Source organism: Paraburkholderia fungorum, assembly GCF_046026025.1.
Taxonomy (GTDB): domain Bacteria; phylum Pseudomonadota; class Gammaproteobacteria; order Burkholderiales; family Burkholderiaceae; genus Paraburkholderia; species Paraburkholderia fungorum_E.
Genome location: NZ_JAQQFL010000027.1, coordinates 1 through 25123, shown reverse-complemented (window position 1 = coordinate 25123; position 25123 = coordinate 1). Strand labels below are relative to the sequence as shown.

The window sequence follows — 25123 nt, the reverse complement described above, 5'->3', positions numbered from 1 at the left end:
TCGGGAGTCCGGTGCGCTGATTGCGGCGCGCTCCAAGTCAAGGCGCGACCAAATAACCTCAGCCGAAGGTCGAAGAGGAGAGACGACATTCTGTCGTCGAATGTTTCACGGAAGATTAAGAGCCTCTGTTAGGCCATTGCGCTGCAACGCTCTCAGCCGTTTCGAAGGGACGTGTTCCACGGTTGGAGAGGGTTTAATGGCGGGTCCGCATTTCGACCCTGACATAATAACGCTTATGTCAGATTTGGCCGGCTGATCGTCATAGAAATGACGTTGTACGTAATAATGAGTTGGACTACTGGGGCGAATCGCGAGGGTTGCCATGTACCAAGCGGTCAGGCGCACGCCCTCCAGATATTCCCATTGCAGCAGGTTTTGCAGCATCCTGGCGAGCCGTTCCGACAGTTCGTGCCGCAACGCGCGCGCGAGGCTTTCCAGTTCTTCGGCCAGGTCTTCCCGATCCACTTCAGCGAATCTGCTGGCGCGCAGCTTCGCAGCCGGATCTTCTGCCCACAGTGCAAAGTCGGTGTTGTAGTCCGCCATTACTTTCCGCTGTCGCGTACCAAGGCCCAACGCTCGGGCGTAACCTTAAAGGTCAGGCCAAGCTGTTCGGCTGTGGCAAGAGGCAGGCGCACGACTACGGCAGCACCTCCCTGTTCCAGCGTGCGTAGTTCCACACTGACACCAGTCAGTTCCAGATAGACAACGTCTTTCTCGAACACCTCTTCATAGAAGTGCCAAGAGGGTTCATCAGATTCACTCGAGTGGTGGGCGAGGGTCGCTTTTGTACTCATGAATTTGCTGCCTCGTGGTGGAAGTCGAGTGCCTGCATGGCCATATCAAGCTTGCCACGCTCTGGTCGCGAAAATGCGACTCTTGCGAGCCACCATGCCGCGCCGACACTGGTTGCGAAGCGGATTAGTTTGTGCTCGATCATGACTGGCTCTCCCCTTCGGGTTGAAGGGATAAGCACAGCAAGCTCGTCGCCTAGTATCCCGACTCGTTCGGTGATTCGTGATCGCCGCCGCCGTATTCGGCCGCACGTCACTCATGCCGCCCAAACTTGGCTGCGCGCGATAGCTACCGCTGGCGATAATCAACCGTTCGGTCGCGCCGACACTTTCGCATCCCCGCACGATGACACCGCTGGCGAGTGGCAGGGTGTACAGGATCGCGATTTGATCGGAGACGGTCATAAGCGCCTCACACTGCGGGCAGTGAAGATGCAGCCAGTGTAGCGCGCCCCTCCGGGCTGGGGAAAGGGCGGTTGCACGTTGCCCCGACAAGGTCTGAATACAGCCCGATGATGAAGTTTGTGGCTGTCGCCGGAGAACACTCCTCGTTGAGCGCGCGGAACGGCCCTTGGAGGCCAGAATTCCCCCTAACCCTGCCAAGCGATTGGGGTTATTTGGTCGCGCTCGGCTCGTCGAACGGCAAATTCACGCTTCCGACGGGGTATGCTTATAGTGCGGAATTGGAGATCGATATGCCGCGTTCAAAGTGTGGCGCATACATTACCAGCCTTGAAATTTTCAAACGTGCGGCCGACATGGCCGAGGAGGCCGTTCGGCACTTGGACAGCCGTGGGCTCAGGCCGGTCTGTGACCGCTCGGATGATTGAGGCCACCATGCCGGATGGTTCAACGGGAGCGGAGAAACTGGCTCCGGGCAGACGAGCCGGTGCGATTGTGGGCAATCCTTTTATCGTTCTGTATTAATCGGCTTTTTGCGAGACGGGAAAAAAGGTAGTCGCAGGACTTTGAGTAATCTAATGGCTACTCGGGGTGTCCGGTGAACTAGGGTCTCCGCAAGCAGATCATGCGTAGCAACGAGACCGATTTACAGTTGGAGACAACAGCATGGACGGCGTGATTCTTGGTAGAGCTATTGCGGCAGAGCGAAGCGCGGGAGAGTGGCAGGATTACGCGCACAAGTTAGAAGAAAGTGTGAACCAGCTTAAAAGCGTCATTGGTGAGTGGCAGGCTCATGACAAGACGCGTGACCGGCAAAACGAGATACTGCGTCAGCGCATCGCACAGCTTGAACGGGACCTGACCGAGAGCCGTAGGCGAGCCACCACGCTGGAAGCGACGCTACGAGAAGAACGCAATGCGGTGGCGGAGGCGAATCCTGTGCTCGCGCAGCGACTGGCCGATGCACGGGCGCGTGCAGCACAGGCGAGCCGGGAGCATGTGAAGCGCATGCAGCAGCAGCTAGGACTATGAGCATTCCCCAACGAACGGAACCGCCGACCCGGCGACCTCGCAGGCGGTGCGGGCATTTCTGGTACGTCTGGAAGGTCGATTCATGATTGTGCACGCGATACTGTACGGAAGCCGGGCCAGAGGCGATCACCGGCCGGACAGTGACGCAGATCTTGTGCTAGTCCTAGCGGGCCACGGCGGCGACGCGATGGCTGCAACAATGCCGATGGCCGATGAAGCGTTCGATGTGCTGCTCGATACCGGCATCCGTATCAGTCCGCTCGTATTGCGGGAAGGCGAGTGGCAGCGTCCCGAAACTTACTCGAACCCGGCTCTGCTGGCAAACATTGCCCGCGATGGCGTGCCATTTGATAACCTGCTGTCCGGCCGCAAATGACCGGCCGGTGCAGATTTCAACGGCGGTTTATCCCGTAACGGGTTCACGTAAATTTTAGGTCGCCCTTTCACTAAAAAACGATTGCTACACGAGGCATGTTCAACTGTCTTGGAGGCAATCCCATGCGTTACCTCGTCGTCATTTCCCTCGTGCTGTCCCTCATCATCATCCCGCCACGTCTCCCGATTCAGGCACGTCCGGCGTGGTCTATCAGTGTCGTGCGGTCATCCCGTGCCCGCCCATGCACAACCTTGCTGACCACACCGTAAAGGTGTGGACAGCCCCGGCCGTGCGGCCGGGGTTCCAAGGTCGCACACCGGCTCCCCGCGACGTTCTCCCACGGGTCTGACGCGCCCGCTCGCGCGGGCTTGCCTTGCATTGAGAGCTTGCCTTGCATTGAGATATAGACACCCCGAAAACCGCAGGCGCAAGGTCGCAGCCCGAGGCCGAATTCACAACCACCAATTTAACTGTTGACGTTGCAGTAAATACGCTGGCCGACAGTGGGCGTTGTGCCGCACGGGCATTCTTTTGGAGAAATTCGTATGCAACTCGATCAAGCGTTTATCGTTCAATTGCTGTCCGAGAGCCGCAACGGCAATTTGCCGGAGACGCGGTTGTGTCGGTGCTATAGCGAGCGCTTTGCGCGTTCGACGTTCGACGCAACACTAAGCGAACTGATCGACGCCGGCATGGTTGAGCGCATTGAACCGCTGCACGTCCGGTTGAAGTGATGGCGTGAGCCGTCCGGAGCGCGTCTTACTGACGCGCTTCGCGACCGTCAGTGTGATACGGCCCTCGGAATAGCCAGAACCATTTACGCCGGCGCACTCGTGTGCCCGGCGCTTTTTCACTCGATGGCGTCCGGTGCGCAGCGCTTCACGCGGCGACGCCACGTTGGCGCATCGGGCACTGAGCAGGATGCGGGCAGCGTACTTCGTAGCTGCACCGTTCGCCGACCCTCTCATGACTGACACGCGACTCACCGATGCCGCTGATTGCTTCATAGAAGCGGATACGCGTCACGAGCGCGTCGGTTGCCGTGCAGGTGAGCGCCGATTGCGTCGTTTTCATTTTTAGCCTCGCGGGCATAGTTACGAGGCCCTCAGCCTATTGTCACGACTTGCAGCGCTGTCGCGTGCCGGCATGGAAAAAGGGGCTTTCGCCCCTTCAACTTACGGCAGAAACAGCACGCACATGCGACGCGGCGTCCACCACAGCAACCGGCCATGCTCGTTGTCGATGAACTCTGCATTGTCGTGTTCGATGTACAGCAGTTGGGCTTCTTTCATGGATTTGTCTCCAATTGGATATGCAGCGGCTTGCTTGCCGCCACACATCTATTTATCGATCCGCGCAAAAAAACCGCCGCTTTTCGTCAGCCAGTGATGATGCCGATTCGCACGCGTTCATCCTGCAGGCGACATGAAAAGTCGAACCGACCAGAAAGTAGGCCTGTAGTGTCGTTACGCTTTCAGCAGCGTGGCAACCTGATCAGCACTCAGGCCGTGCCCGATGAGCGTCGAGCGCATTGGCGCAAAAAGCTCAAACATCCGTCTGTAGCGGTTGTACGTCGGGTGGTGCGAGTTCAGGTCGCGCCTCTTGAACCGGGCGAACCGATCCATCTTGTTCACCAGGAACCGGGCGATGCTCATCTGGCTCGATTCATTGTTGCCGTCGAAGCCGGAAAACTGCACGTGCTTGCCAAGGGGGCCGACCTGTTCGGCAATACCGGTCTTTTGGGCGCTGCTGAATTTCTCGTAGGCTTCCTCGATGAATGACCACATGTCGAGTACATCGACAACATGATTGACGTCGCGCGGGTTGTCCACGTGATCGTGGAAGACGCCCTGCATATCCCATTTCGGTGCCCAATAGTGGCCGCCGTAGATGACCTCTGCCAGAAAATCGGGATCAGATTCAGGGTCCTTGACCTTCAGTGCCTTGTAGACGTCACGCATCATGAGCATCAGCATTTTCTCGCCGTCGCTGAAGCGCACCGATCCCTTCGAGCCTGCCGACAGCCCAATGTCGATGAGTTTGCGAATTGCCGCGGCGCGCGACAGGCCATCATCGCCTTGGTCTCGTGCCCATTCATCGATGCGGGCAACCTGTTCTTCATCGAGACGAAGTTCGAAACGTTCAGATTTGGGAGGCATGGCGATCCTTTTTTTCCGTACATAGTTACGTACTATACGTACAAATGTACGGTGTTACAAGTTTGTCCGCTCGCAGCCGAGGAATCGTGCCGTGCGAAAAGGCTGAGTCAGTCATTCACGGTACTGCTGTAAGCACCAGCGAAGCCGGTCGATGCCAACGAGTTGACCTCGCGGCTATTAGGAAAAAGCAGCGTTTTGGAGGTTTGCCGGGACGGCATGATGTGGGTGTTGACCAACGCATTAGGACCGCGTAATGCCCAAAAAACTGCAGTACCTGCTGCCCATCCTGCCTGCTTGCGGCGGGCTGATCGCGCAGCTCGATGCTCACCCATTCGGCGGCATCGTTTTTGCCGTCATAGTGTTAGCGATTTGTTTGCTGGCACCAGGGGAGAAGCGGTGAGGCGCATTTCGTGATCAATCGCGACGCACGCGGCACGCCGGGCAGTCGAATTTTTTCGGTCGCGAGCGCTGCAACGATTTCTCGATCGGCATCGAACTGGAGGGTGGCGACATAACGGCCCTTGAAGCGGCGCAATACCGCACGCCTGCGCGCTGATGAGTGCGCTCAGGGTCCGCTGTCAAAGCGAGCTGATTGCGGGCCATCCAGACATCGCACCGGGGCGCAAGACCGATCCAGCGCAGCGATTCAGGCGGCATGCCCGCAATGCACCGCCGCGATCGCCGGGCGGTATTTCCCCTATCTCAAGTTTTTCAAGACGCCGTAATGATTCTTTGAGGGATTTCGTGTGATGCGCGGAGAGCCCGGCGCAGCCTTGTTCCCCGGGGTGTCGGCTTCGCGTTGCGCTATGCAAAAGTCAAGCCTTAGAAGGCAAATAAAACGATTTGACCTGTCTTGAAACTCCACTAGACTAAGCGTCGAGCGTTTCGGAATGCACTATATCTTGTGTTGATGAGATGCTCGATGCGAGCTGTGGGAGAGCGCTTGCGACCCAACAGCGGCGGCAACCGCCGTTGGGCGCTACACGCCAAGCCTTTCCTTGATCCAGCCTCCGGAAGGGAGGTGTATTGAAAGACTTTACGATCACGCTAGCCTGGCAGCTAGCGATCACGGTAGTCGAGTCCACTCCATTTAAAGAGTTGTTGCATCACTGGATGGACCCGCTACTTTTCTTCCTGCTTCACTGACGTGAGGACCCGGCGAAAGCCGGGTTTTTTTCGCCCGAGCAAGGCGACTCACAGGCCCGAAAACTTCAGCTAGTGTTGACCAACTGTTGACGTTCCGTGCAAGACGAAGCCTATTCTGTCAGGCGCGCCCATGCAATAGCGTCCAAAAGCCTCCCAAGGGACTTTGGCAGGCCTAAAGCCTTGTCTGTTAAGGGTTTCCGGCGTTTTTCCGTTGAGTACAAAAAAATAGTCTTTTTTGGTCCGATGATGCCCTTGACAGCCCATGAATGCCTCTTGAACGGACCGTTTACGGAAATCAACCGGCTGACGCCTCCCTCAACCGCCTTGGTCGCGTGTTTATGCCGATTCATTATTGATCGTGGAAGCATCATTTATAGGTCACGCCATGAAAACGCTAGACGTGTCTTAGGCTACGGCCGCCGCTCACGCGGGCGGCGTCCTGTCGGCCATCCTGAAGGCTGAGGGCGGCTTCTTTCATGTCGAACTGGAGACGCGCACGGCTGGCACCGCCGTGCTGGTCACGTCGAACAACCGCCGCCCGCGCGCGTTCCGCAATCCGGTCAAGGCGCTCGAGGTGATCCGCGAGCTGGGCCTGCAGACGGGCCGGTTCTCGCTCGAAGCCTGGCGGCTGGATGAGATCGAGTTCGACCGGTAGAGCCGGCCCGATCGCGCGGAGGCGATGAAAGCCACACATGCGAGCGCCGCCGCTTACGACAAGTGGGTGCGTCAACTGGTACAGGAGGCTATCGACGATCGTGCACGACGACGTAATGAATAACGCCAGTGCGCGCATCGAGGCGATGCGGAAGGGCCAGCATGCGAAGGCTTGCATGGAATGTACAGGCAAAAAACGACCTGTTTGACATACTCGACTACATCGGCCGCGACAATCCCGATGCGGCCGACGAAGCCGAGGCGCAGCAGATCCGCAGCGCGAGCGACAAACTACAGCAGGCGCTTGCTGGCGCTTGCTGGCGCAGGCGTCGCACCGCGCTAACGCGCTACAGCTTCGGTCGTACGGGCGGGCTGTTTGTCTTGATGAAATCTCGTAGGTCGTCACCCTTCATATCCGGCCCAAGCTCCGATTGCACACTGAGCGCGGCATCTACTGCTGCTGCTCGCGAAATGTCGTTGCCGGTGTCGGTGTCGATCACCCCTTGCTCAACTAGGCGGGAAATCGCCGGGTCCGTATCGATGGCTTGCGCAGATCCGGGCGAATCGGCGAGAAACGCCGCATCGACACCCTGGCGCTCGATAAGAGCGCGCACCTCATCCCGGGTGTATGCGCCGCTGTCGATCGCCAGTGTGGATACCGTGCCCCGATGGAGTGCGAGGCCCGACAACGCCGAATCAAGCCGTTGCAGTTCGCCAATGTGACCGCGTATCTGGCCGTCTGGGTCCATCCGCTGGGCAACGGTATTCCCTCCGCTATCGAGATCCGCTCGCAGCAGTGCGAGCGCGGCGGCCGGGTCTATGCGGTGCTCAGTTGCAAAGGGTGTCAACATGCGCTCGATATCCTGCCGGAGCGTTGTGCTCACGTTACGCGTGTTTGCCGTATCAGTGAGGTTCTGTTGCAGCAGGACGCGGAACACCTGACGTTGGCCAAGATCCGGCATAGACAGAAGCGCCGTACGCAGCGAATTGGATAGCGATGCTCCATCGGCCGCGTTCACAATTGCATCGACAGTTTTGCGTACGCGTGCCAAGGCCGAATGGGGTAATCCTTCGACGCAGATTTCATCCTTAGTTTCGGTAATGGCTGGCGGGGCAAGTTGCTGCACTTCTTCTTTTGATACATCGCCGTCCTTTGGTTTGGGTTTGCGAAAGCCTAACGCGTGAAAGATGCTTTCGAGGAAGCGCCTGATTGCTTCGAGCACACCAGACAGCATGGATTCCGCGCTCGGCGCGACGGCCGGCGCAGCCTTCAGGCGGGCCGCGATCGCCGTCTTGTCAATCCGCAGCGTCCCGTTCGCTGCGCTGGTCGTGGGGCGTTGCGCGGCGGCCAGGAATGCCGGTGATACAGTGGCGGTCATGTTCATGTCTGACTCCCTTGCATTACTGGAACAGTCTCGACAGACTGTTGGTGATTGATGAAAGCACGCCGCTTGAAGAGGGCATGACTTGGTTAGCCGCGCCCGACAGCATCCCAATTGAACCGCCGGTTGCCTTGGTCACGTTCTGTTCGATGTTGTTGATTTGCTGCTGTACTTCGGCCGGTGCGGCCGCCATTGCCTGTGCCGAGGTTTGCCGCGCCTTGTTGGCGAGCGATTGACACGAAGCCTGCTTGATCTTGTTAAACGCGGTCGTCATCACCGAGCCATTACCAAGGTACTGCGTCGGATAATCGGGGAAACTTTCGAGGCAGGCAGTTTGCAATTGGTTGAGCAACTGAAGCTGCTGAAAATTCGTGTTGATATTATTCAAACGACGTTGCTGCTCCTGTGCCTGAGCGTTCGTCATTTGCGTTTGCATCGTGCAGGCAGCCTGCACGGGTTGAGCGAACGCAGCAACAATCATCGGCAACGCCAGTTTACGGCCGAAATACTGTCTGATTTGCTTCACGTTTAGCCCCTTGCTTGTCACATTTGAAGATTATGGCCGGTAACGGCGCACTCGCAACGGTTATGTGTCGGAATACTTATTAGTTGCATGGCAGTAAACTTTTTCGTTGGTGACCGACAACAACGGTGAGGTTATCTGGTCGCGCTTGCGTGGAGCAGCCGTGAAATCACACTTTCGCGGTCCCTGAGTACTGGCGTATGCTTGGGTCAACAAGGAGAACAAGTCATGCCAGCCGACAAACTAGGCCGCTACATCACGAGCCAGGCGGTTTTTGACCGCGCCAAGGCCGCTGTCGCCGAGGCGGTTCGCGAGCTTGAGGCAAAGGGAATCAAGCCCGCCTACATCGTTCGTGAATCGACCAGCGAAGCCACGCAGGAGGTTTTGGCCGAGGCTCGCGCGCGTAACAGTAGCGCCGCGTTTTTGAATAACCTCACGAAGCTGTCGCGAATGTCCGGTGGCAAGCGCCTAGTTGACGACGCCACGGCTGCAATCGCGAGCGTGTTGCTTCTTGCCAAGACGGCGATGCCGAGCGAGGAAACGAAGTTTCTGAGCGCGATTCGGGAACAGCTTGCCCAGGTACGGGAACGACCGATCTTGGTTGAATGGGCGCGTGTGCTGATCGATTCTGAATTGAGCAGCGATGATGTGTTCCGGGATCGATCCGTCATTGATGATGCGCTCTTTGCCCGGCGCATCGAGGCGGTCAGACAAGCGCTGTTGACCGCCTAACGCAGCAGCAGGACAGCTACGCTGATAGCGCCCATTGCAAAGCCTGTCAGCGCCCAAAGCCAACGGCTGTCCTGTATCTCCTTCACCCGTCGTTCGACTGTTTGCGCTGCTTCTCGCTCGGCCCGTTTGCGCTCATCCCCGCCGGTTAGCCAGGCGCACCATTCCTTGTAGCGTTGCGCGATGGCCTCGGCGCACTGTTCGGCGGTTTGCTCGGTCGGGGCCAGTTCGTTAGCCGTACGCCACGCCCAGGCGAAGGCTCGCGGCGCATTTTCTGCCTCGTCGCGGAAGTCGTACAGGGTCGCGCGTTGCCAGAGCGGAATGTTGCTGACCGTGCCTGCGCGCAGAAACATGACCAGCACCAGAGCAAAGAACGCCGCATTGTGTCCCGAGCCAGGCATGAGCCGGTGCGCTGCTTCATGGAGATACAGCGAGGTAATCAAATCGGCGCGGGGTTCCCATTCGGCGCGCTCGACGCAGCGCTCGTCAAGCACAACCTCGCCCTGCTCTGTAAAAGTCGCCTCGTCGCAAAAACCCATCCACTTGAAACTGCGCGGGCCTTGCGGCTGACGCTTGAGAAGAACCGGAATACCGGTCATCCGCACCCGTGCGAACAGATCTGCCGAAATTGCTTCGCTGAGCGCAGGCGGCGGTGTCACTTCAAGCTGTCGCAGTGCTCGGATATTGCTGGCTCCCAACGTGCCTCCTATCACCGGATTGACAAGGCGATTAACCAAGGGTTGCAGCGGTCAGAGAAAAGCTGCCATAAGCGCAATTGTAGGGATACGAGGTAACGGAGTAATTCGCTCCAATCGGAACCAGAAAACTGATTGTGCCTTGCTTGTAACCCCCGCTGCTGTTGTCGCCGACAGTTGCCACACCTGCCCCATTGACGTAGGCAGTCAAGTTCCACGCGTTACTGTTATTGCAGACGTTGACTCCCCCATACGCAGTAACGTACAGGGGCTTGCCATAGGTATTGGTCAGATTAGCGGACTGATTAAAGTTCCAACCCATGTATGCGTAGGTCACATCGCCTGCGCCCGCTTTTTGCCACACACCGGATTGGCAAAACAGCGGGCCGTTACCCGAATTGGCGATCAAACCGTTGGGAGAGCAGCCTCCACCCTGGGCTGCCCACCCGTTCGGCTGGATGTATTCGTTCGACGTAAGCCGTCCTGTCGTGATCAGTTGGCCGCTCCCTCCGCTCCCGCCGACAACCGTCACCCCTGAGCCGTTCCACGGCTTCAAATACAGGTTTCCGCCCCCCGTCTCGATGTACTGAGTTCCAGGGTTATAGATCTGCGTTCCGTCGCCCATGATCGTGTTGCCGTTAATCGAGGCCTGCCCGGCTACGTTAGCGTTTCCGTTGATCTGTGCGGCGGCTGCCGTGACGGTTCCTACAGAATTCACGTTACCTACGATCGCGATGTCCGCAGCAGCGCCACTGGGATGCTGCAAGAACAACGATCCAGTTTGATAGATCGCTGAGTTCGAGCCGTCTCCGTAATAGGTCGAATTTCCAATTTGCACATTCCCACCGGCCGCCGCCACGACTTTCTGCGCATTCACCGTGGCCGCATTCGAAATATCGTGAAGCGTGCCATCCGTGCCCTTGAAATTCAGAGCACCCTCCATCGGCAGTGAGCCGTCGCGCCGCACATAGGCGGCCCACCCACTCGACCCGTATCCGACGCGCATTGCCAGAATGCCGGCGACATTGCCCATCGGATTTGCCAGGGACCATCCAGCACTTATGCCCGTGATCGTGTCGGGAGTCAGCAGGTCCGAATAGCCTCCGTCGCCGCCGATCGCCGCAGCTCCATCATCCAACGTCAAAGGCTTGTCGGTCGAGGGGTCTGTAATGGCGCCAGCGATGTACACCAGCCCGTTGACATCGCAACTCGGGGCAACGCACCCTGCCGGTGTCTTGGCAAGTGAAATCACGTACGGCGTTCCATAGGCGCTTGTTGTGGCGTATTCGGCTGGGATCACGTTGAGGTTTTGCAATTCCGTCATCGTGGGCGCGTACGCATTCGCGACGCCAGGAACCGCAGTTCCGTTGACCAGATTCGAGTAGAACTTGGCGAGGTACACGCCGTTAATGCTGTTCCCGATATCGGCAAGTACGTTCCCCTGTGCAGCAGTCTGCTGCGAAAGCATTTCCTGACGCTGTGCCCATATCTGCGTAGTGGCAAACGCGATCGCAATCGACGCACCGATTCCTAGCGAGAGCAAGTCATAGATGCCTTGTTGCCGAGCGCGCGAGCCGATGAATAATTTATTGAGGTTCAATGCGTGCATTTGCTGGCTCACCGGGCATTAGTCGCGCGTACGCGCTGAAGTTGAGCTTCGATCGCGGGACGATCTGCCGAGCGTTCGTGCGCAGCAAGTGATTGCCCCGACAGGACATTCGATTGCCTCACCGCTTTGACCAGTTCATGAATCTGATCAACCAAAAATGCTTGCGTGAGAAGCTGTTCACGCTGGAGTTTCGTCGGGTCGGCCACTGCACTGAACTCGATTTGCCAGTAAGGATTTTGCCAACGGCGGCCTGCCTCGAAGTCTTCGAGTTCCGCGAGGCTCATGGTGCCGGTGCTCTTGGCAACGCTTGATGCGTTCGCATTGAAATACTGAGCCGCAGCGTCTGACTGCTTGATGTCTTGGATCAGTTGGGCGCTACCGGGGAATGGCATGCGCGACGCAATCAGGTCGTTCATGGGCTTGATTGCAGACGACATGTTCGCCTGATACGCCTTTTGCATCGCGATATATAGCTTGCCCGTTTCCGTGCTGGCCTCAGCCCTGGTGATGCTCTCGGGCGGTTGCGGATCGATTGACATACGGGCATAGGCGCGCGCCGCGTCCTGCTGCTGCGGTGTGAACGTCAGATCTATGCTTTTCCCCGGCATGCCTGCACCGATGAGAACAGAATCCACGTCCGCATCGGCGTCCGGCATAGTGGAAGTTTTGCAGCCAGCGTAGCCCATTTGCAGTTCGAGCGGACTGCAATAGTTGTCGGCGTGGATGCTTGCTGAAGCTCGACGCGATGCCTCAACCGAAGGGGCGGGTGAGTTGAGCGCCTTATCGAGCGGTGCATAGCTAACATGCGAGCCACCGGGCCGATAGCTCGACGCTGTTGTGGCAGCGCTATGGACGGCCTGCAATGCATAGTTGCTGCTCGACGTAGCACAGGGATCGATGGGCAACTCGGTTTCCCGAGCAACCTGATCCATTTCCTGTTGCCGCTGCACTTCGAGCGCCATTTCGCGCTGCGTGTTGGACGCCTGAACGACGCTGTCGGACATCTTCGATCCCACGCTGGCTATGTCAGTATCGATCTCGTTCAAAATTGTGGATAACGATGTGCCGAGGGAGGCGATTGCCGTTTGAACTGTCAGTTGTGCCTCTGTGATCGCGCTGACAACACATCCGTCACATACGGCGAAGGCACTACTGCTGACCGAGAGCAGTGCGGCTCCCGCGAGCGTGGCGCTCAGTTTGATCTTGGTGATTTTCACAGTGGCGTCCTCAGTGGCAGGTAGATTCGAGACGCATCGCGGTCGGAGCGGACACGAACAGTTCCAACAGCCGCACTTTCATAGCAATGACTTTTCCTTCTGCAAGCCACTGCCTCATGGTCATTTGGCGCATCACCGACACACCATTCGCGCACTCGCACGCGGTCACTGCGCGGTCCAGTGCCGCATCGTTGTTGATCTGAACCTGCTGTAAATGTGCGAGCGCTTCGGCGTGACGCGCATCGGCCGCCGCTTGTGCGGCTGCAAGCATGTCGGACGTGCTTTGTTGATCGGCGAGCGTTGACGCCGAGACAACAGCGAGCACGTAGGCGCAAATGATTTTTCGAATCACCATGTCAACTGCCCACGGCGTACACCACGGAACGGCGCATGTCATATAGGCCGTACAGATACGCCCGCGTCTCGCCGGGTGCAGTGCGCTCAATGAGGGTTTCCAAGCGTTGGAGCGACATGTGCCACACGTCTTCGGTCTCGAAGACAATCGATAAATCGGTGTCGAACGGCAGTGAAGAAAGGGGGTGACTTGCTTGTAGAATGCGGGTAGTCATGCGTTGGCCTCTCGTACAGGTCTATGTGTGATTAGGTGCGGCGGCCGGTTCCAGCCGATCGTCGTACCGACATTCTTTTAAGGTCATCTAATTAAAGATATTCAATTATCACCGACACAGACAATTCGGCAAGTACCGGTTTGTCCTATAGTTCAAACTCGCGGAAATATTTTTTCTCGTAGACTGGGAAAATTGCCTAACAGGCAAAAAAGCAGTGCCAGGCTGCGCCGTAAGTCGGTGAGCGAGCCGATTTCTTTGCTGGTTCGAAAGGCGTTGCTTACGTAAATCGCAGAAAGGAACGAGCTCGTGCGTTCTTCTGGTAGCTGTGGATGTGTGCTGGGGTGGTGCTGAAGGAACGTTGGCGTGTCTCTAGGCTGGTAAGGCGGCCACGCGATGTTCGGTATGGGTAACTTCAGTTCAGCGATATCGATGAAGCGATCGTCTGTCTCGGCTGATTGAATCGATTAGCCGTGCCGCGACCTCGATGATGGTGAGGACGCGCGATTGACTGTTTCATTCGGCTTGCGGACATTTGCCTGTCTTTGCTTGAATTCAGTCCACGCGCTGCGGCGCTGAGCGTAGTGTCGGCGCGCTGTCCGGATGGATCGATGCCCCAGCAGTGCTGCCACTTCGTCGGGCGAAGCGATTGCCTTAGCATTCGCCGAAAACTGATGCCGAGCAGAATAGAGGGCATAGGTACGTTTGGTATCGCCCGGCCATAGTGCCTTACACAGCCGACGTAGAGCTTGGCTGCACCCCTTCTGAATTGCCGAGAATTGAATTCCCCGCGCTTGAAGTTCGCGCAGCGATTCCAGGTGCGCTCGAACAATCGGTAGGTCGCCCGAATGTACAGGGATGACACGATGCTCACCGGTCGCACGTCCGTTCGTGGCCTTTGCGTTTCTGACGACTAGTGCTGCTTGGTCCTCGGACAGATTTGCGTGTTGCCATTCGCAAGGTCGCAGCCCCGTCACAATGGCACTCATCAACCAGAGGGCTGTTCTCCGCGAATAGTCGCCGTCACGTGATGGGTTCGCGAGGTTAGCGACCAACACGTCGTAGTCACGCTTGGGGATGCCTTTTCGTTTGCGTGACGACGTGCGTCCGATTTCCCGTTCTGGCTTGCAGTCGACATATGGGAGGAGTCGGATTTCGTCGGCCGTTTTCTGAAACAGCGGGTAGCCAGTGCGTTCGAATTCCATCTCGTAACGGCACACCAGACACGCTTGATACTGCCGAAAGGTCGCCCACTTCCATTCGCTCGCGTGCCGTCTCATGTAGGCCACTACATCGGAAGGAGCCGGGTAAGCGTCTTCGGATAACTGCATTTCATCGGCAATTCGACAGAGGAGACCATGCGCGCGGGCGAGGTACCCATCGATGGTTTCTTTTGTACGAGTCTGATCTCTGGCTGCTTGCCTTGGGTTCATCATGGTCGTGCTCAATTCCATTTAGGGATGCAAACCACAAGTGCTCTGCCTATTGGGGTTGCAAGATCTTATGTCCACAAGACTATCAGCTTCCGTGATCTTGTTGGTATTCAATCGAGACGGCGTCCAATGCATTGTCGGATTCGTTACTCGGTTAGGTATCACGTAGCGGCTATGTTTTCACATAGCCGCGTTACAGCTTCATTTGCAATGAGCTGTAACAGCCACTCGCGTTCAAAAAGGTATCAGATACCACGACGGGTTGAATCCGTGACTCAGCGGGATGCGACCTATTTGGAAACTCACGCGAGGGGAGCCAGGGTTGTGATGGCAAGCGAGCAAAGGGGACGTCATAAATTCGAATGCAAAAATGCGTTGTTCGCCGTTATCTGGTGTTGGCGGGCCAGCCGATGTGGGCGAATGCGTCACAGATGCGTCGTTGTTGCGTTGTTGGTGGAATACATCAGCGCCAATGAGGTGGCCACGGATTGAATGCGTCAAAGATGCGTTATGGATGACGCATCTTTGCGACGAGGTGAGATTGAATGCGTCATAGATACGTTGTGGATGACGCATCTATGAGTTCTGCGCAGAGTTGTGGCATATTCGAGGTGACAAATTAATCAGATAAACGTTCGGGGGCAGTATGGGCGGCTCAGGTTCTGGTGGTTGGTCTCCTTCCGTGCCGAGGGATCCGTGTGACACCCTAGCATTTCGGGCGGCATTGAACTCACCGCAGGCGGCGGTTCTAACTGCCGTGACGGTTGGACATGTTCTCGACGTAGCACTCTCTCCACCCCCGCAGCAGGTTGTTTCCGTCCTGCATATGGGAGCGGTCGCAGGTGTTTTGACCGGTCCCCGTGTGCCTTCGCTGATTCGCTGCCTTCAGAATGGCTATTTGTTCGAGGCCGAAGTTGAGGCTCTAAATGGCGGCAATTGCACTGTCGGTGTGAGGCTCAAGTGAGTTCGGCCATCGCTATCGTTGGCGGCAGCTATGGCGAAGATTGCTCCTTTCCTCGCCGACAGATGTTCCGCGGAAGTGGCGGGCGTGCGGCTGCTGTTCTGTCCAGCCTTGGCACAAAGGTCTGCCTTCACACCGTGCTTGGGAAGGGCCTAGCTAACGAGTTTTCCGCGGTCGCTAAGCTCTTCGGCTATGAATTGGCTGCAACATCGTCGTCGCTCGATATTTGGTTTAGATATCGGTTTCCGCTGGGGCGACCAGACATCTATCCGGCTGGAGGTATTGCTGCAGTTTCCCAGCCGCCGGTCGAGGCCGAATCTGCATTGGTGTTTGGCATGATCGAGGGGCGTCCCGTTGTCCATGCGCGACGAGTTGTCTACGATCCCCAGGACGGAAAGGACGCTAAGCATTACAGCTCAAATGGGTCGACTGCTGACGAGTTGGCGCTTGTCGTCTCTCTGTCAGAAGGTCGAGCGTTGACTGGCTGTCAAGATCCTGAGGCCGTTGCCGCTGCCTTACTTGGCCAACGAGGCGTTAGCGTCGCGATAGTCAAGTGCGGCCCGCAGGGCGCGCTTGTAAGGACGTCGAAGGACAGCGCTTGGGTCTATTCTTTTCCGACGACTAATGTCTACAAGATCGGCTCAGGTGACGTATTCTCTGCTACCTTCGCTCATGGCTGGTTGGTCAACGGTATGCCAGCAATAGATGCAGCTTGGCTTGCGTCGCGGATAACGGCCCACTATGTCGAGTCCAGTGATGATCGCATTGACTCGGCAGTCGAAGGAGATTTTCAAGTTCAAGCCCGCGCTGCGCACCTCAAAGCTGGGCAGGGTCGACGTCGCCTCATCCCGGACGACAGGCGGGTATATCTGGCCGGCCCATTTTTCAATGCCGGGCAACAGTGGGCCATTGATGAGGCGCGAGGCGCCTTGCGCGATATGGGCTTTAAGGTGTTTTCACCGATTCACGATGTCGGTGAGGGGCTTGCAGGTGATGTTGCTACTGATGACCTCAAGGCATTGGAAGAATCTAGTGTTGTCTTGGCACTTCTGGATGGTCTCGATCCCGGGACCTTGTTTGAGGTCGGATACGCTCGTGGGAAATCTATACCTGTAATCGCGGTAGCCGAGGCCGTTCCGGAGTCTGCACTAACGATGGTCTTCGGATCAGACTGCTATGTAACGAATGATCTTACTACGGGCATTTACGCGACTTGTTGGAGGTTGATGGGTGATGCCTAGCCTCTTGCTGCTGTCGGGCGGCATTGACTCTATTGCCCTCGCGTCGTGGCTTCGGCCTGAAGTCTGTTTGACGGTGGACTACGGCCAACGCGCCGCAGCGGCCGAAGTGCAAGCATCCGCGCAGGTCTGCCGTGATCTCGAGCTCAGGCATCAGGTTTTGCATGCCGAGATTCCCGGTCTTGGTAGTGGTTGCATGGCAGGCGACGCGGCGTCTCCGTATTCCGCCAATGGGGAGTTCTGGCCCTTTCGAAATCAATACCTCATCACGATTGCCGGCATGCTAGCGATGAAGGCGGGTTGTGACGCAGTTCTTATTGGCACCGTCGTAACGGATCGCCGCCACGCGGACGGATCGCCTGCTTTCCTTAGTGCACTGAGCGAGGTTCTGCAAATCCAGGAGGGGGGAATTCGCCTGATGGCACCCGCGGCGAAGATGACCAGCGAGGAGCTGGTCAGAATTTCAGGAGTTACGACGTCGGTGCTTGGATGGGCGCACTCGTGCCACACTGGAGCGTTGGCCTGTGGGAGTTGTCCCGGATGCGTCAAACACTCGACGGTGATGGAGGCCGTGGGCTTGCAGCGTTAGGCTATGACTGGGAGTCTTAGTCTCAACTGACGTGGCACAGATGCTGAGTCTGAGTCGGCGAGCTGCTGGCCTAGCTTGCGCTTAACAGCGTCCAACGCGAAACGTCCGAGGGTCCTCATTTGCTCCCAGATGATGCAGTCGAGTACGGCAGGGCGCACATGCATCGACCGGCAGAAGTCGATGTATTGTTTTTCCATCTCGAAATAGTGGCTTTCAACCTTCTGCTCGGGACGGAAGAGGTCACAGAGTAGGCCTGCGCGGACGATGTGAATATCGAGGATAGCAACGTCGTCGGCGTCAAGAAAGTTCCGCGCAATGAAGCCTGCTGTCTTGGGGCCTATGCCGCGAATGCCCATTAGGCTATCTCGTAACGCTCGCCCACCCGTGGTGGCGACGCGATCCTCCTGAATGTGCTGCATTGCGTCTGCAAGATACTTGCCTTTTTGATTGGGGTAGCGATAGGAAGCTGTACGGTCACCCAGCTGCATGGGCACCTTCAACACTTCGGTCCAATCGTCAGCATTGGTATTCAACGAACTGATCAGCGCTGCGTTGCGGCAGGCTTCGAACGCCGCCGTGGCAAGCTCGGCGGTGATGCCGTAGCCGCTAAGAAGGCAGAAAGTCACTTCTTCTGCGAGCGTGCCCTGTGCGTGATAAAGAGAGTGCGATCGATCGTCTGCGCAATTCATCCAAACTTGAGACAACCAATACGCCGGTGTGAACGGTAGCCAGTGCTCTCCCCATGCGATACCGGGCGCCACGAAGCGCTCTGCATCTGGAAGCTCTCGTTTGACTTCTTGCTCGCCGATCCAGTAGGTGACGATCTGAGTCATTTGTCACACTCTCCCGCAATCAGGTCGCCAAGCCACTCATGAAGCGATGCCTTCTCGGCAATCGACAATTTCAGTACGCGTTGCCGAAGTCGGTCTTTCCGGCGCCGAATGATTTCACGCTGTCTGAAGCCGTCCCCTAGGTAACGGTCGTCGTGGAGGATCTCGGGTTTGGGATAATTGAACCACACGCACTCCTCACGCATGCCGACCCGTGTTCTAACCTGGAAACGATATTGGCCCCAGTCCGCCAGCCGTTCCTGATACAGCGCGCAGTCGTATCCGGAGATCAGCACCATGCAAGGCAATTTTGTCAGGATGTTAAGCAGCCGTTCATGATCTTCTGCGGAGTAGTCGTGCCGATAGACTCTCGCTCTACGTCGCGTTTCTGGGTGGTAGGGAGGGTCTACATAAATTAGGGTGTCGGCGTCTAGCGACGTGGATTGAAGCCACTCGATCGCGTCTCCGTGGACGAGGGTACATAGTCCAGTTAAGGCTTCTTCGGTAGCCTCAATCACTGCAGCATCACGTTCAATGCCAATCTGCGTCGCGGCGACCTTCTTATTCCGCATCACCGCACCACCGCCTAAATGTGTCTCAACATACCTTGCATGAGGAGGCATCAGGTTGATTATTTGGGCGTAACAAGTGCCTTTGCCTCCGTCGTATCGCATGGCAAGAGTATCGCCGCATTTGGCGAGGGCGTCAATGTCTTCGGAGCGCCCGCCCGGTGGTCGTGATCTGTAACTGATCGGGCACAGACAATGTCCGTGAAAAATGGACGAACTGCGCGGGACAATAGCTGTCAGCGTCATGGCGTCGCATATTTTGAGCGTTCATGTACACGCGGAGCGGCATTTCGCGAACAGCCCTTTCGATTTGTGTTGGTTAGCGTGGTGCCGCGTTGGCGCGGTGTCCAGCAGTCCGGCCTCCGTGCTTTGGTCTGTGGTCGGCACAGAGTGCGTTGGAACGCGTGCCGCTGTGGTTCAGCGCGGAAGTCAACTCGCCAGAACGACCATAAACCATCGTGGAGCTCGCGTCGGGGGTAAAGTGACACTTCAGAAAACGGAGAATTTTGCGTTCTGACACAATCTCGGACAATAGTGGTCGTTCGACATATGTCAGCAATTGCCTGCTCAACTGCAGATAATGGACGTTCGCCTGAGGGGCCTGCAGCCCACGTCGCGTAAACGTACTGTCACTGGGGTAGCTTGTCTCAGTCGGTTACAATTTGAGGACAGTCGAAACCACCGTGCGGGAAAAATGAACACCAGCGAAGGCGTCCAAGGTGATTTTTTCGAGCTTCCGATCTTCGATACGTTGGCTTCGCTGTTGAGCGACGACGGCAAGCCTGGTGTTGTGGTGATCGGCTGTGGGCGCCATAAGCTCCAATCGGCAGCGCGTGTTAGTCACCTTTACACATCGAGCAGATTTCAACGTTCGAGAGCGATAGCAGAGAACCTTGGAGCCCGATATTTCGTGCTGTCGGCGAAACACGGATTAGTCGCTCCAGACAAAATAATTGAGCCGTACGATTTTCAGATAAAAAATCTGAGCGTGTCGGAAAAATGCGCCTGGGCCAGGTCTGCGCTGGATTCACTTGCGACTCTTGCGCAGGATACTGTCGTAACTTTTCTGGCAGAAAGTGACTATGTCGACCCCCTTTTGTTTTGCAACTCGGACAGAAATCCACCGCTAAACCTTCTAACTCCACTTAAGACACTTGCTCCAGAACACATGCCACTTTGGCTGGAGCAAGCGGAGCAGATGAGCATTCGTGTCAGGGACCTGAAAAAGTTGTACGCCATCATTGATGATGCGCGAACAATGGGGCTGACTTTTAAATTTTCTAACTTCTCTCAAGCAAGAATTCCTAAGCGTGGCGTATATGTTTTCCTGGATCCGAGGGAACAAAATTTCACAAAAAGTGGCCCGCGAATAGTCCGGATTGGTACCCATGCGGTGAGTTTAGAGTCAAAATCAACATTGAGGACTCGACTGAGAAGTCATTTTGGTCAGGTGGATGGCGCGGGAAACCATCGCGGTTCTATCTTTCGACTCCACGTAGGCCGCGCACTCCTCGACTCTGACGAATTGCAGCGTCAATATAAAACGTGGGGTGAAGGGCAGCATGCATCCGCTGAAGTTCGCGAGAACGAGCTTGACCACGAAAGGAAGGTAAGCAGATATCTGAATGATTTGGAAGTGTTCGTTATTCCTATTGACGATGAACCTTCGAAAGATAGTTTGAGGGCACATTTCGAGACACAGCTAATTGCTCTTTGCACGGAAAATTTTGAAGTTATTGAAAAGCCAAGCACGAACTGGCTTGGCCGACATTCGCCTATGGCCCCCATTGTTCGTTCTGGGTTGTGGAATCTACGCGATGTTGCCAAGCGATACAAGCCCGATGATCTTGGCTCTATATCCCATCTAATATCTATCCAAGGGAAGCAGACGTAATGAACGAGTTGAATGCAGCATTGGTCCGGCAGCCTGCGTTGCCTCGCTTTATGTGCCATCTCTATCAGCGTCTGCAGCAGCAACGACTTAATCTCGTAACGGGGGCGGGAATTTCAATCAATGCAGGTGTTCCTAACTGGTACGGGTTGCTTGAAAGGCTTGCTGCGCACTCAGCGACTTTGGCGGGAGATTTTAGAGCACATAGAACAGCCGGGCTTACACCAGAATATCTCGGGCAAATCATTTACAACCGGCATCGGAATTCTGGTGATGAGGACCTCAGCGCGTCTGGAGAGGCTACAGTCAACCATGATTGGGCGAAATCGATCCACGAAGCAATCTATAAAGACGTCGCGCCGAAAATAACGGATTTACTAGATTCACACCCTTATCTTTCTCAACTGAAAGATCTTGTGAGAAAGGTCCCGTTCGTCGTAAATTTCAATTTCGATGATATTCTGGCGCAGTCGGTTGGATTTAAGTCTCAACTTGATAAGTCAACTCGATCATACTCTGTTGAATGGCGTCCCGCGCTCTTGGATCGACCGAATCACACCACTATATACCATGTTAACGGACTGTTGCCTCAAGCATCCCTCAAGAAACGAAGTCCGACGCTGATTTTCACGGAGGATTCGTTTGCTGATGCTATTGCTAGGGCGCCGGGAGTGAGTGCGGAGTATATTTTCATGCGATTTGTCCAAAATACGATGTTAATCATCGGACATTCGCTCGCTGATGCGTCACTCAAAAACTATTTGCGTCTCAATCGAGACAAGAGTCCTGCCAATCATCACTATATGATTCATTGGCTGCATGATGAAGATGCTTTGAATGGTGAGCAGCGTTCGGATATTTTTAATGCCAATCTTGACTTGTACAATGTATTTACGCTTTTTTTGACGTCTGCTGAAATGCGAGAATTTTTCTCGCTATTAAATCTTGAGCCGCGCGAATTTGGCGATAAGCTTGATGAAATGGGAGAGGATCGATGTTCATGTCGGCACTACTACATCGTCGGGCCAGTTGCTGCAGGAAAATCTTCGTTATTGGAGCACTTGCGCTGCTTCGAAACTTACGAAGAGTGGACGCAGCCTCCACCTTCAGAAATGTATCGCTCCTTCAAGCAATTAAGCCAAGAGGAAAGCGAAAAAGTAGATAGTTTCATTTACGGTGAGCTGAAAGAGAAAAATAGAAGAATGCACGCGGCAGGAGTTGGCTTTCATTTTATGGATCGCGGTCCATTGGACTTGTATGCTTTCTCTGAAAATGAAAGTGAAAATAAGGGAAAAACTGCTGCTATGAAACGGATCATAACTCGTCACCGACCATTGCAAAATGGTGGAATTATTTTCCTTCAGGCAAAAGCGGAGACGCTGGTCGAGCGAAACTACACGCGAGGCCGTTCGCCGGAACAGGCTGGAAGTAAAGATTACTTTGAGGCGCAAATAGCCGCGTTGAAGGATATCTATGAACCTAGTTTCGTATACAACACCGAAGGCCAGACGCCGGGGCAAATAGCAAAGAAAGTCGTAAGGCGGGTTTTGCTAAAAGGTTACGAGCCTATTGACTTAACTGAGGTGATGGATATATATGCGTAAAATCGAATTTGCACGTAAGCCGCGCGCCTACCTTGCCGCTCCATTGTTTAACGATATGGAGCGTGATTTTAATGCGCGCATCGAATCCTCTATGGCGCCCTTAATCGATGTATTTTTGCCTCAACGCGATGGAGGACTTCTTACGAAGCTCGTTGCAAGCGGCATGCCGCTTGAAGAAGCGAGGCAGAACGTTTTCAAGAAGGACATTGATGCTATTGCTAGCTCGGACGTCCTAATTGCCGTGCTTGACGGGCGCACGGTAGATGAGGGCGTGTCGTTTGAGCTTGGGTACGCTTATGCACTCGGAAAGTTGTGCATTGGATTGAAAACCGACGATCGAGTATTGCTAGCGACGGGCGACAATCCAATGGTTATTTGTAGCTGCCACCTCATCGTGTCGTCAATAGACGAAATCGTGGATGTCATCCGATCGCCACGCGAGATCGCCACTTCGGGGAATCGCCTCGCATTTTGAGCGTCAGTGGAGCGGCAAACACCAGGCGGGATTCCACGGCTAGCCGTTGGCTAAGGTCTAGGTCTGTCTGAGAAATACAGCGCAGTTTTTGGCATGGCGGCTTTGAGCACATCGACGTTCCGCACATTAGTTTTTGGAAGACCGAGCTTTGTCAGATTGGTTAACCCCTTGAGCGGAGCAGCGTCGTGGACGTCGGTCCCCTGGAGATCGAGCACGGTCAGGCCGGTCAATCCCATCAGTGCATCGACGTTCTTGACGTGGGTGTTCTGAAGAACAAGTTGGCGTAGGCTGGTTAGTCCCTTCAGCGAGTCAATGTTCTCGACGTCGTCATCTTTGAGAGAGAGCGTTGAAAGGCTGTTCAACCCCTTCAGCGCATCGAGGTTTTTGACGTTGGTGTCGGTGAGAATCAGGGTTCGCAGGCCGGTCGTCCCTTTGAGCGCATCGATGTTCTCGACAGGCGTGTTGGAAAGATCGAGCGATTCCAGATGGGGCAAGCCCTTCAGCGCGTCGATGCTTTGGACGGGAGTGGCGTTGATAAGGAGGACTTTCAGGTGAGTCAATCCCTTCAGCGCATCAAGGTTCTGGACCGGAGTGTCCGCGAGAACGAGCTGTTCCAGGCCGGTCAGCCCCCGCAGTGCATCAAGGTTTTTGACTTTGGTTTTGTCGAAAATGAGCGTCTTCAGGCCGGTCAGCCCCTTCAGCGCATCGATATTCGCCACTGGGGTCTCACTGAACGCGAGCGTGTTCAGGCCGTTCAGGTCTTTCAGCGCATCTATGTTTGCGACTTGAGTGTCATTGAGCGTGAGCACTTGCAGGCCGGTCAACTTCTTCAGCGCATCGATGTTCGCGACTGGGGTGTCATTGAACATGAGCATTTGCAGGCTGGTCAGGTCTTTCAGCGCATCGATGTTCGCGACTTTGGTGTTGTTGAACATGAGCGTTTTCAGGCTGGTCAGGTCTTTCAGCGCATCGACGTTCGCGACTGGGGTGCTGTTGAGGTAGAGAATTTGCAGACCGGGCAAATCCTTCAGCGCGTCGATGGTCTGGATCTTGGTGCTTCCAAGGTTTAGACCAACCTTCTTGAGTCTCTTAAGGTGTGGAATTGAGACAGAAAGCTCGGAGGTCTTCAATTTATCCGTTGCAACCCACACCAAACAACCGGGTATGAGCAATGAACTGCCATATTTGTATTGGTAGCAGGGCTCGGACGTAAATCCCAGATCGGCCAGTGCTTGTCGATCTCGATTTTCCTGCCAACTGCTCACGAGCGCTGGCAGGGTGAGCAGGCCCACAAGCCAAAGGCCGATGCCACCTCCGATCATCCATGGTCTGGCACGGTGCCAGACCGATGCGCGCCAGCCCGCCAGAATATGGTGGTAGAGACCGGCGATGAAATCGTGGGCGATTTCCCATTTTCCCTGGTCACGATCGAGTTCGCGCACGACGCCCTCGTTCGCGAGCTGCACCAGGCAACCGCGGACCTGACAGGGATCGAGTCCGAGCGCACGGGCGACGTCCGCATACACGACGGGTATCTTCGTTCCATTGCCGGTAATCATGCAGCGCAAAATCGGTGGCGCGAAGTCCCGGATCTCCTTTCTCTGAATCAGCCCGCGCAGATAGCTGCGCAGCAGCGTGCCTTGCCGGTAGTCTTTAGGAAGCGTTTTGAAGCGACGCAGCACTAGGCCAAAGAGATTGACGGTGATCGGGCGAATCAGCCCCGGCGTCTGTTCGACGTCGCGCGCTTCCTCCAGAATTTCACCTTCCAGCGCGTCGCTGATCTGCAGTTCCGACGCGCGAAGGAATGCTACCGCATCGGACTCGTAAAACGGCGGGACGTCTCTTCTGTCTTTCTCGGATTCGGGCAACTCAAGCGTATCGAGAAGAGGTTGGTAGTCGCTGCGCAGGATCATCAGGACCTGCAGATTTGGTACGGGCGATTCTGCGAGCGAGCGCAGCAATGCGGTAAAGGTGTGCCGTTGCTCGCCGTCGGCCAGAATCAGGAACTCCTCGAACTGGTCTAGCACCAGTAGCAGTTTCCTAGGGGCAATTTTTCTCGTCGCCCGTTCCATCAGCTCGCGCAGGCTCTGCTTGCCTTCGGTTGGCGGCCGTTCCCAGATGGCACCCGGCTTCAGCAGCGCCTGGGTAATGGCGGAAACGGGATTGCCGACGACCCGGGCGCTCACGATATGCGTCGCGACTCCTTCCCGCGCGAGTTTCGGCAACACCCAGCCCGAAATGATCGAGCTTTT

General features: G+C 55.8%; 26 protein-coding genes and 3 pseudogenes. 13 read left to right on the top strand and 16 right to left on the bottom strand.

Annotation, left to right across the window (positions count from 1 at the left end; translation table 11 throughout):
• Positions 1-105: 105 nt before the first annotated feature.
• From PQR67_RS25890 to PQR67_RS25880, 3 genes are read right to left on the bottom strand one after another with little or no spacing between them, the layout of a single operon-like run.
• On the bottom strand, positions 106-543 hold the full coding sequence (locus PQR67_RS25890; RefSeq protein ID WP_408465474.1) for a DUF29 family protein: 438 nt from the start codon (positions 541-543) through the stop codon (positions 106-108).
• Entirely contained in the window at positions 543-794 is a 252-nt protein-coding gene (locus PQR67_RS25885) for a hypothetical protein (RefSeq protein WP_408465472.1), read from the bottom strand. The genes PQR67_RS25890 and PQR67_RS25885 overlap by 1 nt, the downstream gene beginning before the upstream one ends.
• Positions 791-937: a hypothetical protein gene (locus PQR67_RS25880; protein WP_408465470.1), complete on the bottom strand. Its 147-nt coding sequence runs from the start codon at positions 935-937 to the stop codon at positions 791-793. The genes PQR67_RS25885 and PQR67_RS25880 overlap by 4 nt, the downstream gene beginning before the upstream one ends.
• 922 nt (positions 938-1859) lie before the next feature.
• On the opposite strand from PQR67_RS25880, the gene PQR67_RS25875 reads away from it, so the two are divergent.
• The 4 genes and pseudogenes from PQR67_RS25875 (at position 1860) to PQR67_RS25860 (ending at position 3335) form a co-directional block, all read left to right on the top strand.
• The gene (locus PQR67_RS25875) at positions 1860-2225 is read left to right on the top strand and encodes a hypothetical protein (protein WP_408465468.1); all 366 of its coding nucleotides are present in this window, start codon (positions 1860-1862) and stop codon (positions 2223-2225) included.
• Between the two features lie 46 nt (positions 2226-2271).
• Positions 2272-2388 (top strand): annotated as a pseudogene (locus PQR67_RS25870) (nucleotidyltransferase domain-containing protein); the annotation flags it as partial.
• Positions 2389-2412: 24 nt separating this feature from the next.
• On the top strand, positions 2413-2601 hold the full coding sequence (locus PQR67_RS25865) for a nucleotidyltransferase (protein ID WP_408465638.1): 189 nt from the start codon (positions 2413-2415) through the stop codon (positions 2599-2601).
• Between the two features lie 545 nt (positions 2602-3146).
• Complete coding sequence (locus PQR67_RS25860; RefSeq protein ID WP_408465466.1) at positions 3147-3335, top strand: hypothetical protein; 189 nt, start codon at positions 3147-3149, stop codon at positions 3333-3335.
• Positions 3336-3480: 145 nt separating this feature from the next.
• Here PQR67_RS25860 and PQR67_RS25855 read toward each other — a convergent pair whose 3' ends face one another.
• Both PQR67_RS25855 and PQR67_RS25850 read right to left on the bottom strand, forming a co-directional pair.
• Entirely contained in the window at positions 3481-3675 is a 195-nt protein-coding gene (locus PQR67_RS25855; RefSeq protein ID WP_408465464.1) for a hypothetical protein, read from the bottom strand.
• Positions 3676-4067: 392 nt separating this feature from the next.
• The gene (locus PQR67_RS25850; RefSeq protein WP_408465462.1) at positions 4068-4760 is read right to left on the bottom strand and encodes a YfbU family protein; all 693 of its coding nucleotides are present in this window, start codon (positions 4758-4760) and stop codon (positions 4068-4070) included.
• A 253-nt stretch (positions 4761-5013) separates the two neighbouring features.
• Between PQR67_RS25850 and PQR67_RS25845 the strand changes: the two genes are divergently transcribed.
• The 3 genes and pseudogenes from PQR67_RS25845 to PQR67_RS25835 all read left to right on the top strand — a co-directional run bounded on the left by PQR67_RS25845 (position 5014) and on the right by PQR67_RS25835 (position 6769).
• A complete protein-coding gene (locus tag PQR67_RS25845) occupies positions 5014-5160 on the top strand; it encodes a hypothetical protein (RefSeq protein WP_408465460.1) in 147 nt (48 codons plus the stop codon).
• An 18-nt stretch (positions 5161-5178) separates the two neighbouring features.
• A pseudogene (locus PQR67_RS25840) lies at positions 5179-5485 on the top strand (N-acetylmuramoyl-L-alanine amidase); the annotation flags it as partial.
• A gap of 860 nt (positions 5486-6345) precedes the next feature.
• Positions 6346-6769 (top strand): annotated as a pseudogene (locus tag PQR67_RS25835) (hypothetical protein).
• A gap of 138 nt (positions 6770-6907) precedes the next feature.
• Here the strand turns inward: PQR67_RS25835 and PQR67_RS25830 are convergent.
• Together PQR67_RS25830 and PQR67_RS25825 are read right to left on the bottom strand one after the other, a co-directional pair.
• Entirely contained in the window at positions 6908-7945 is a 1038-nt protein-coding gene (locus PQR67_RS25830) for a hypothetical protein (protein WP_408465458.1), read from the bottom strand.
• Positions 7946-7961: 16 nt separating this feature from the next.
• Positions 7962-8468, bottom strand: coding sequence for a hypothetical protein (locus PQR67_RS25825; protein ID WP_408465456.1), 507 nt, complete (start codon positions 8466-8468; stop codon positions 7962-7964).
• 225 nt (positions 8469-8693) lie between these two features.
• Here PQR67_RS25825 and PQR67_RS25820 point away from each other — a divergent pair, with 225 nt between their 5' ends.
• The gene (locus PQR67_RS25820) at positions 8694-9197 is read left to right on the top strand and encodes a hypothetical protein (protein WP_408465454.1); all 504 of its coding nucleotides are present in this window, start codon (positions 8694-8696) and stop codon (positions 9195-9197) included.
• On the opposite strand, the gene PQR67_RS25815 is transcribed toward PQR67_RS25820, so the two are convergent.
• From PQR67_RS25815 to PQR67_RS25790, 6 genes are all read right to left on the bottom strand, one after another.
• On the bottom strand, positions 9194-9892 hold the full coding sequence (locus PQR67_RS25815; protein ID WP_408465452.1) for a hypothetical protein: 699 nt from the start codon (positions 9890-9892) through the stop codon (positions 9194-9196). The genes PQR67_RS25820 and PQR67_RS25815 overlap by 4 nt on opposite strands.
• Before the next feature lie 31 nt (positions 9893-9923).
• Complete coding sequence (locus PQR67_RS25810; protein ID WP_408465450.1) at positions 9924-11498, bottom strand: hypothetical protein; 1575 nt, start codon at positions 11496-11498, stop codon at positions 9924-9926.
• 8 nt (positions 11499-11506) lie between these two features.
• The gene (gene traW / locus PQR67_RS25805) at positions 11507-12715 is read right to left on the bottom strand and encodes a conjugal transfer protein TraW (protein ID WP_408465448.1); all 1209 of its coding nucleotides are present in this window, start codon (positions 12713-12715) and stop codon (positions 11507-11509) included.
• A gap of 10 nt (positions 12716-12725) precedes the next feature.
• Positions 12726-13070 (bottom strand): hypothetical protein, encoded by a 345-nt coding sequence (locus PQR67_RS25800; RefSeq protein WP_408465446.1) that lies wholly within the window; start codon positions 13068-13070, stop codon positions 12726-12728.
• A gap of 1 nt (position 13071) precedes the next feature.
• On the bottom strand, positions 13072-13284 hold the full coding sequence (locus PQR67_RS25795) for a hypothetical protein (protein WP_408465444.1): 213 nt from the start codon (positions 13282-13284) through the stop codon (positions 13072-13074).
• 464 nt (positions 13285-13748) lie between these two features.
• On the bottom strand, positions 13749-14735 hold the full coding sequence (locus PQR67_RS25790) for a site-specific integrase (protein WP_408465442.1): 987 nt from the start codon (positions 14733-14735) through the stop codon (positions 13749-13751).
• Positions 14736-15674: 939 nt separating this feature from the next.
• Between PQR67_RS25790 and PQR67_RS25785 the strand changes: the two genes are divergently transcribed.
• Positions 15675-16916, top strand: a complete 1242-nt coding sequence (locus PQR67_RS25785; protein ID WP_408465440.1) for a PfkB family carbohydrate kinase — start codon at positions 15675-15677, stop codon at positions 16914-16916.
• Complete coding sequence (locus PQR67_RS25780) at positions 16909-17502, top strand: 7-cyano-7-deazaguanine synthase (protein WP_408465438.1); 594 nt, start codon at positions 16909-16911, stop codon at positions 17500-17502. The genes PQR67_RS25785 and PQR67_RS25780 overlap by 8 nt, the downstream gene beginning before the upstream one ends.
• Here the strand turns inward: PQR67_RS25780 and PQR67_RS25775 are convergent.
• Both PQR67_RS25775 and PQR67_RS25770 read right to left on the bottom strand, forming a co-directional pair.
• Complete coding sequence (locus PQR67_RS25775) at positions 17499-18335, bottom strand: 8-oxoguanine DNA glycosylase (RefSeq protein WP_408465436.1); 837 nt, start codon at positions 18333-18335, stop codon at positions 17499-17501. The two genes, PQR67_RS25780 and PQR67_RS25775, sit on opposite strands and share 4 nt — an antisense overlap.
• Entirely contained in the window at positions 18332-19147 is an 816-nt protein-coding gene (locus PQR67_RS25770; protein ID WP_408465434.1) for a DNA adenine methylase, read from the bottom strand. The genes PQR67_RS25775 and PQR67_RS25770 overlap by 4 nt, the downstream gene beginning before the upstream one ends.
• A gap of 448 nt (positions 19148-19595) precedes the next feature.
• Here PQR67_RS25770 and PQR67_RS25765 point away from each other — a divergent pair, with 448 nt between their 5' ends.
• From PQR67_RS25765 to PQR67_RS25755, 3 genes are read left to right on the top strand one after another with little or no spacing between them, the layout of a single operon-like run.
• Positions 19596-20795, top strand: a complete 1200-nt coding sequence (locus PQR67_RS25765; RefSeq protein ID WP_408465432.1) for a GIY-YIG domain-containing protein — start codon at positions 19596-19598, stop codon at positions 20793-20795.
• Complete coding sequence (locus PQR67_RS25760; protein ID WP_408465430.1) at positions 20795-22396, top strand: SIR2 family protein; 1602 nt, start codon at positions 20795-20797, stop codon at positions 22394-22396. Before PQR67_RS25765 ends, PQR67_RS25760 begins: the two co-directional genes overlap by 1 nt.
• Positions 22389-22871, top strand: a complete 483-nt coding sequence (locus PQR67_RS25755; protein WP_408465428.1) for a nucleoside 2-deoxyribosyltransferase — start codon at positions 22389-22391, stop codon at positions 22869-22871. Before PQR67_RS25760 ends, PQR67_RS25755 begins: the two co-directional genes overlap by 8 nt.
• 50 nt (positions 22872-22921) lie before the next feature.
• On the opposite strand, the gene PQR67_RS25750 is transcribed toward PQR67_RS25755, so the two are convergent.
• On the bottom strand, positions 22922-25123 hold a 2202-nt coding region (locus tag PQR67_RS25750; RefSeq protein WP_408465426.1), incomplete at its 5' end, for a leucine-rich repeat domain-containing protein.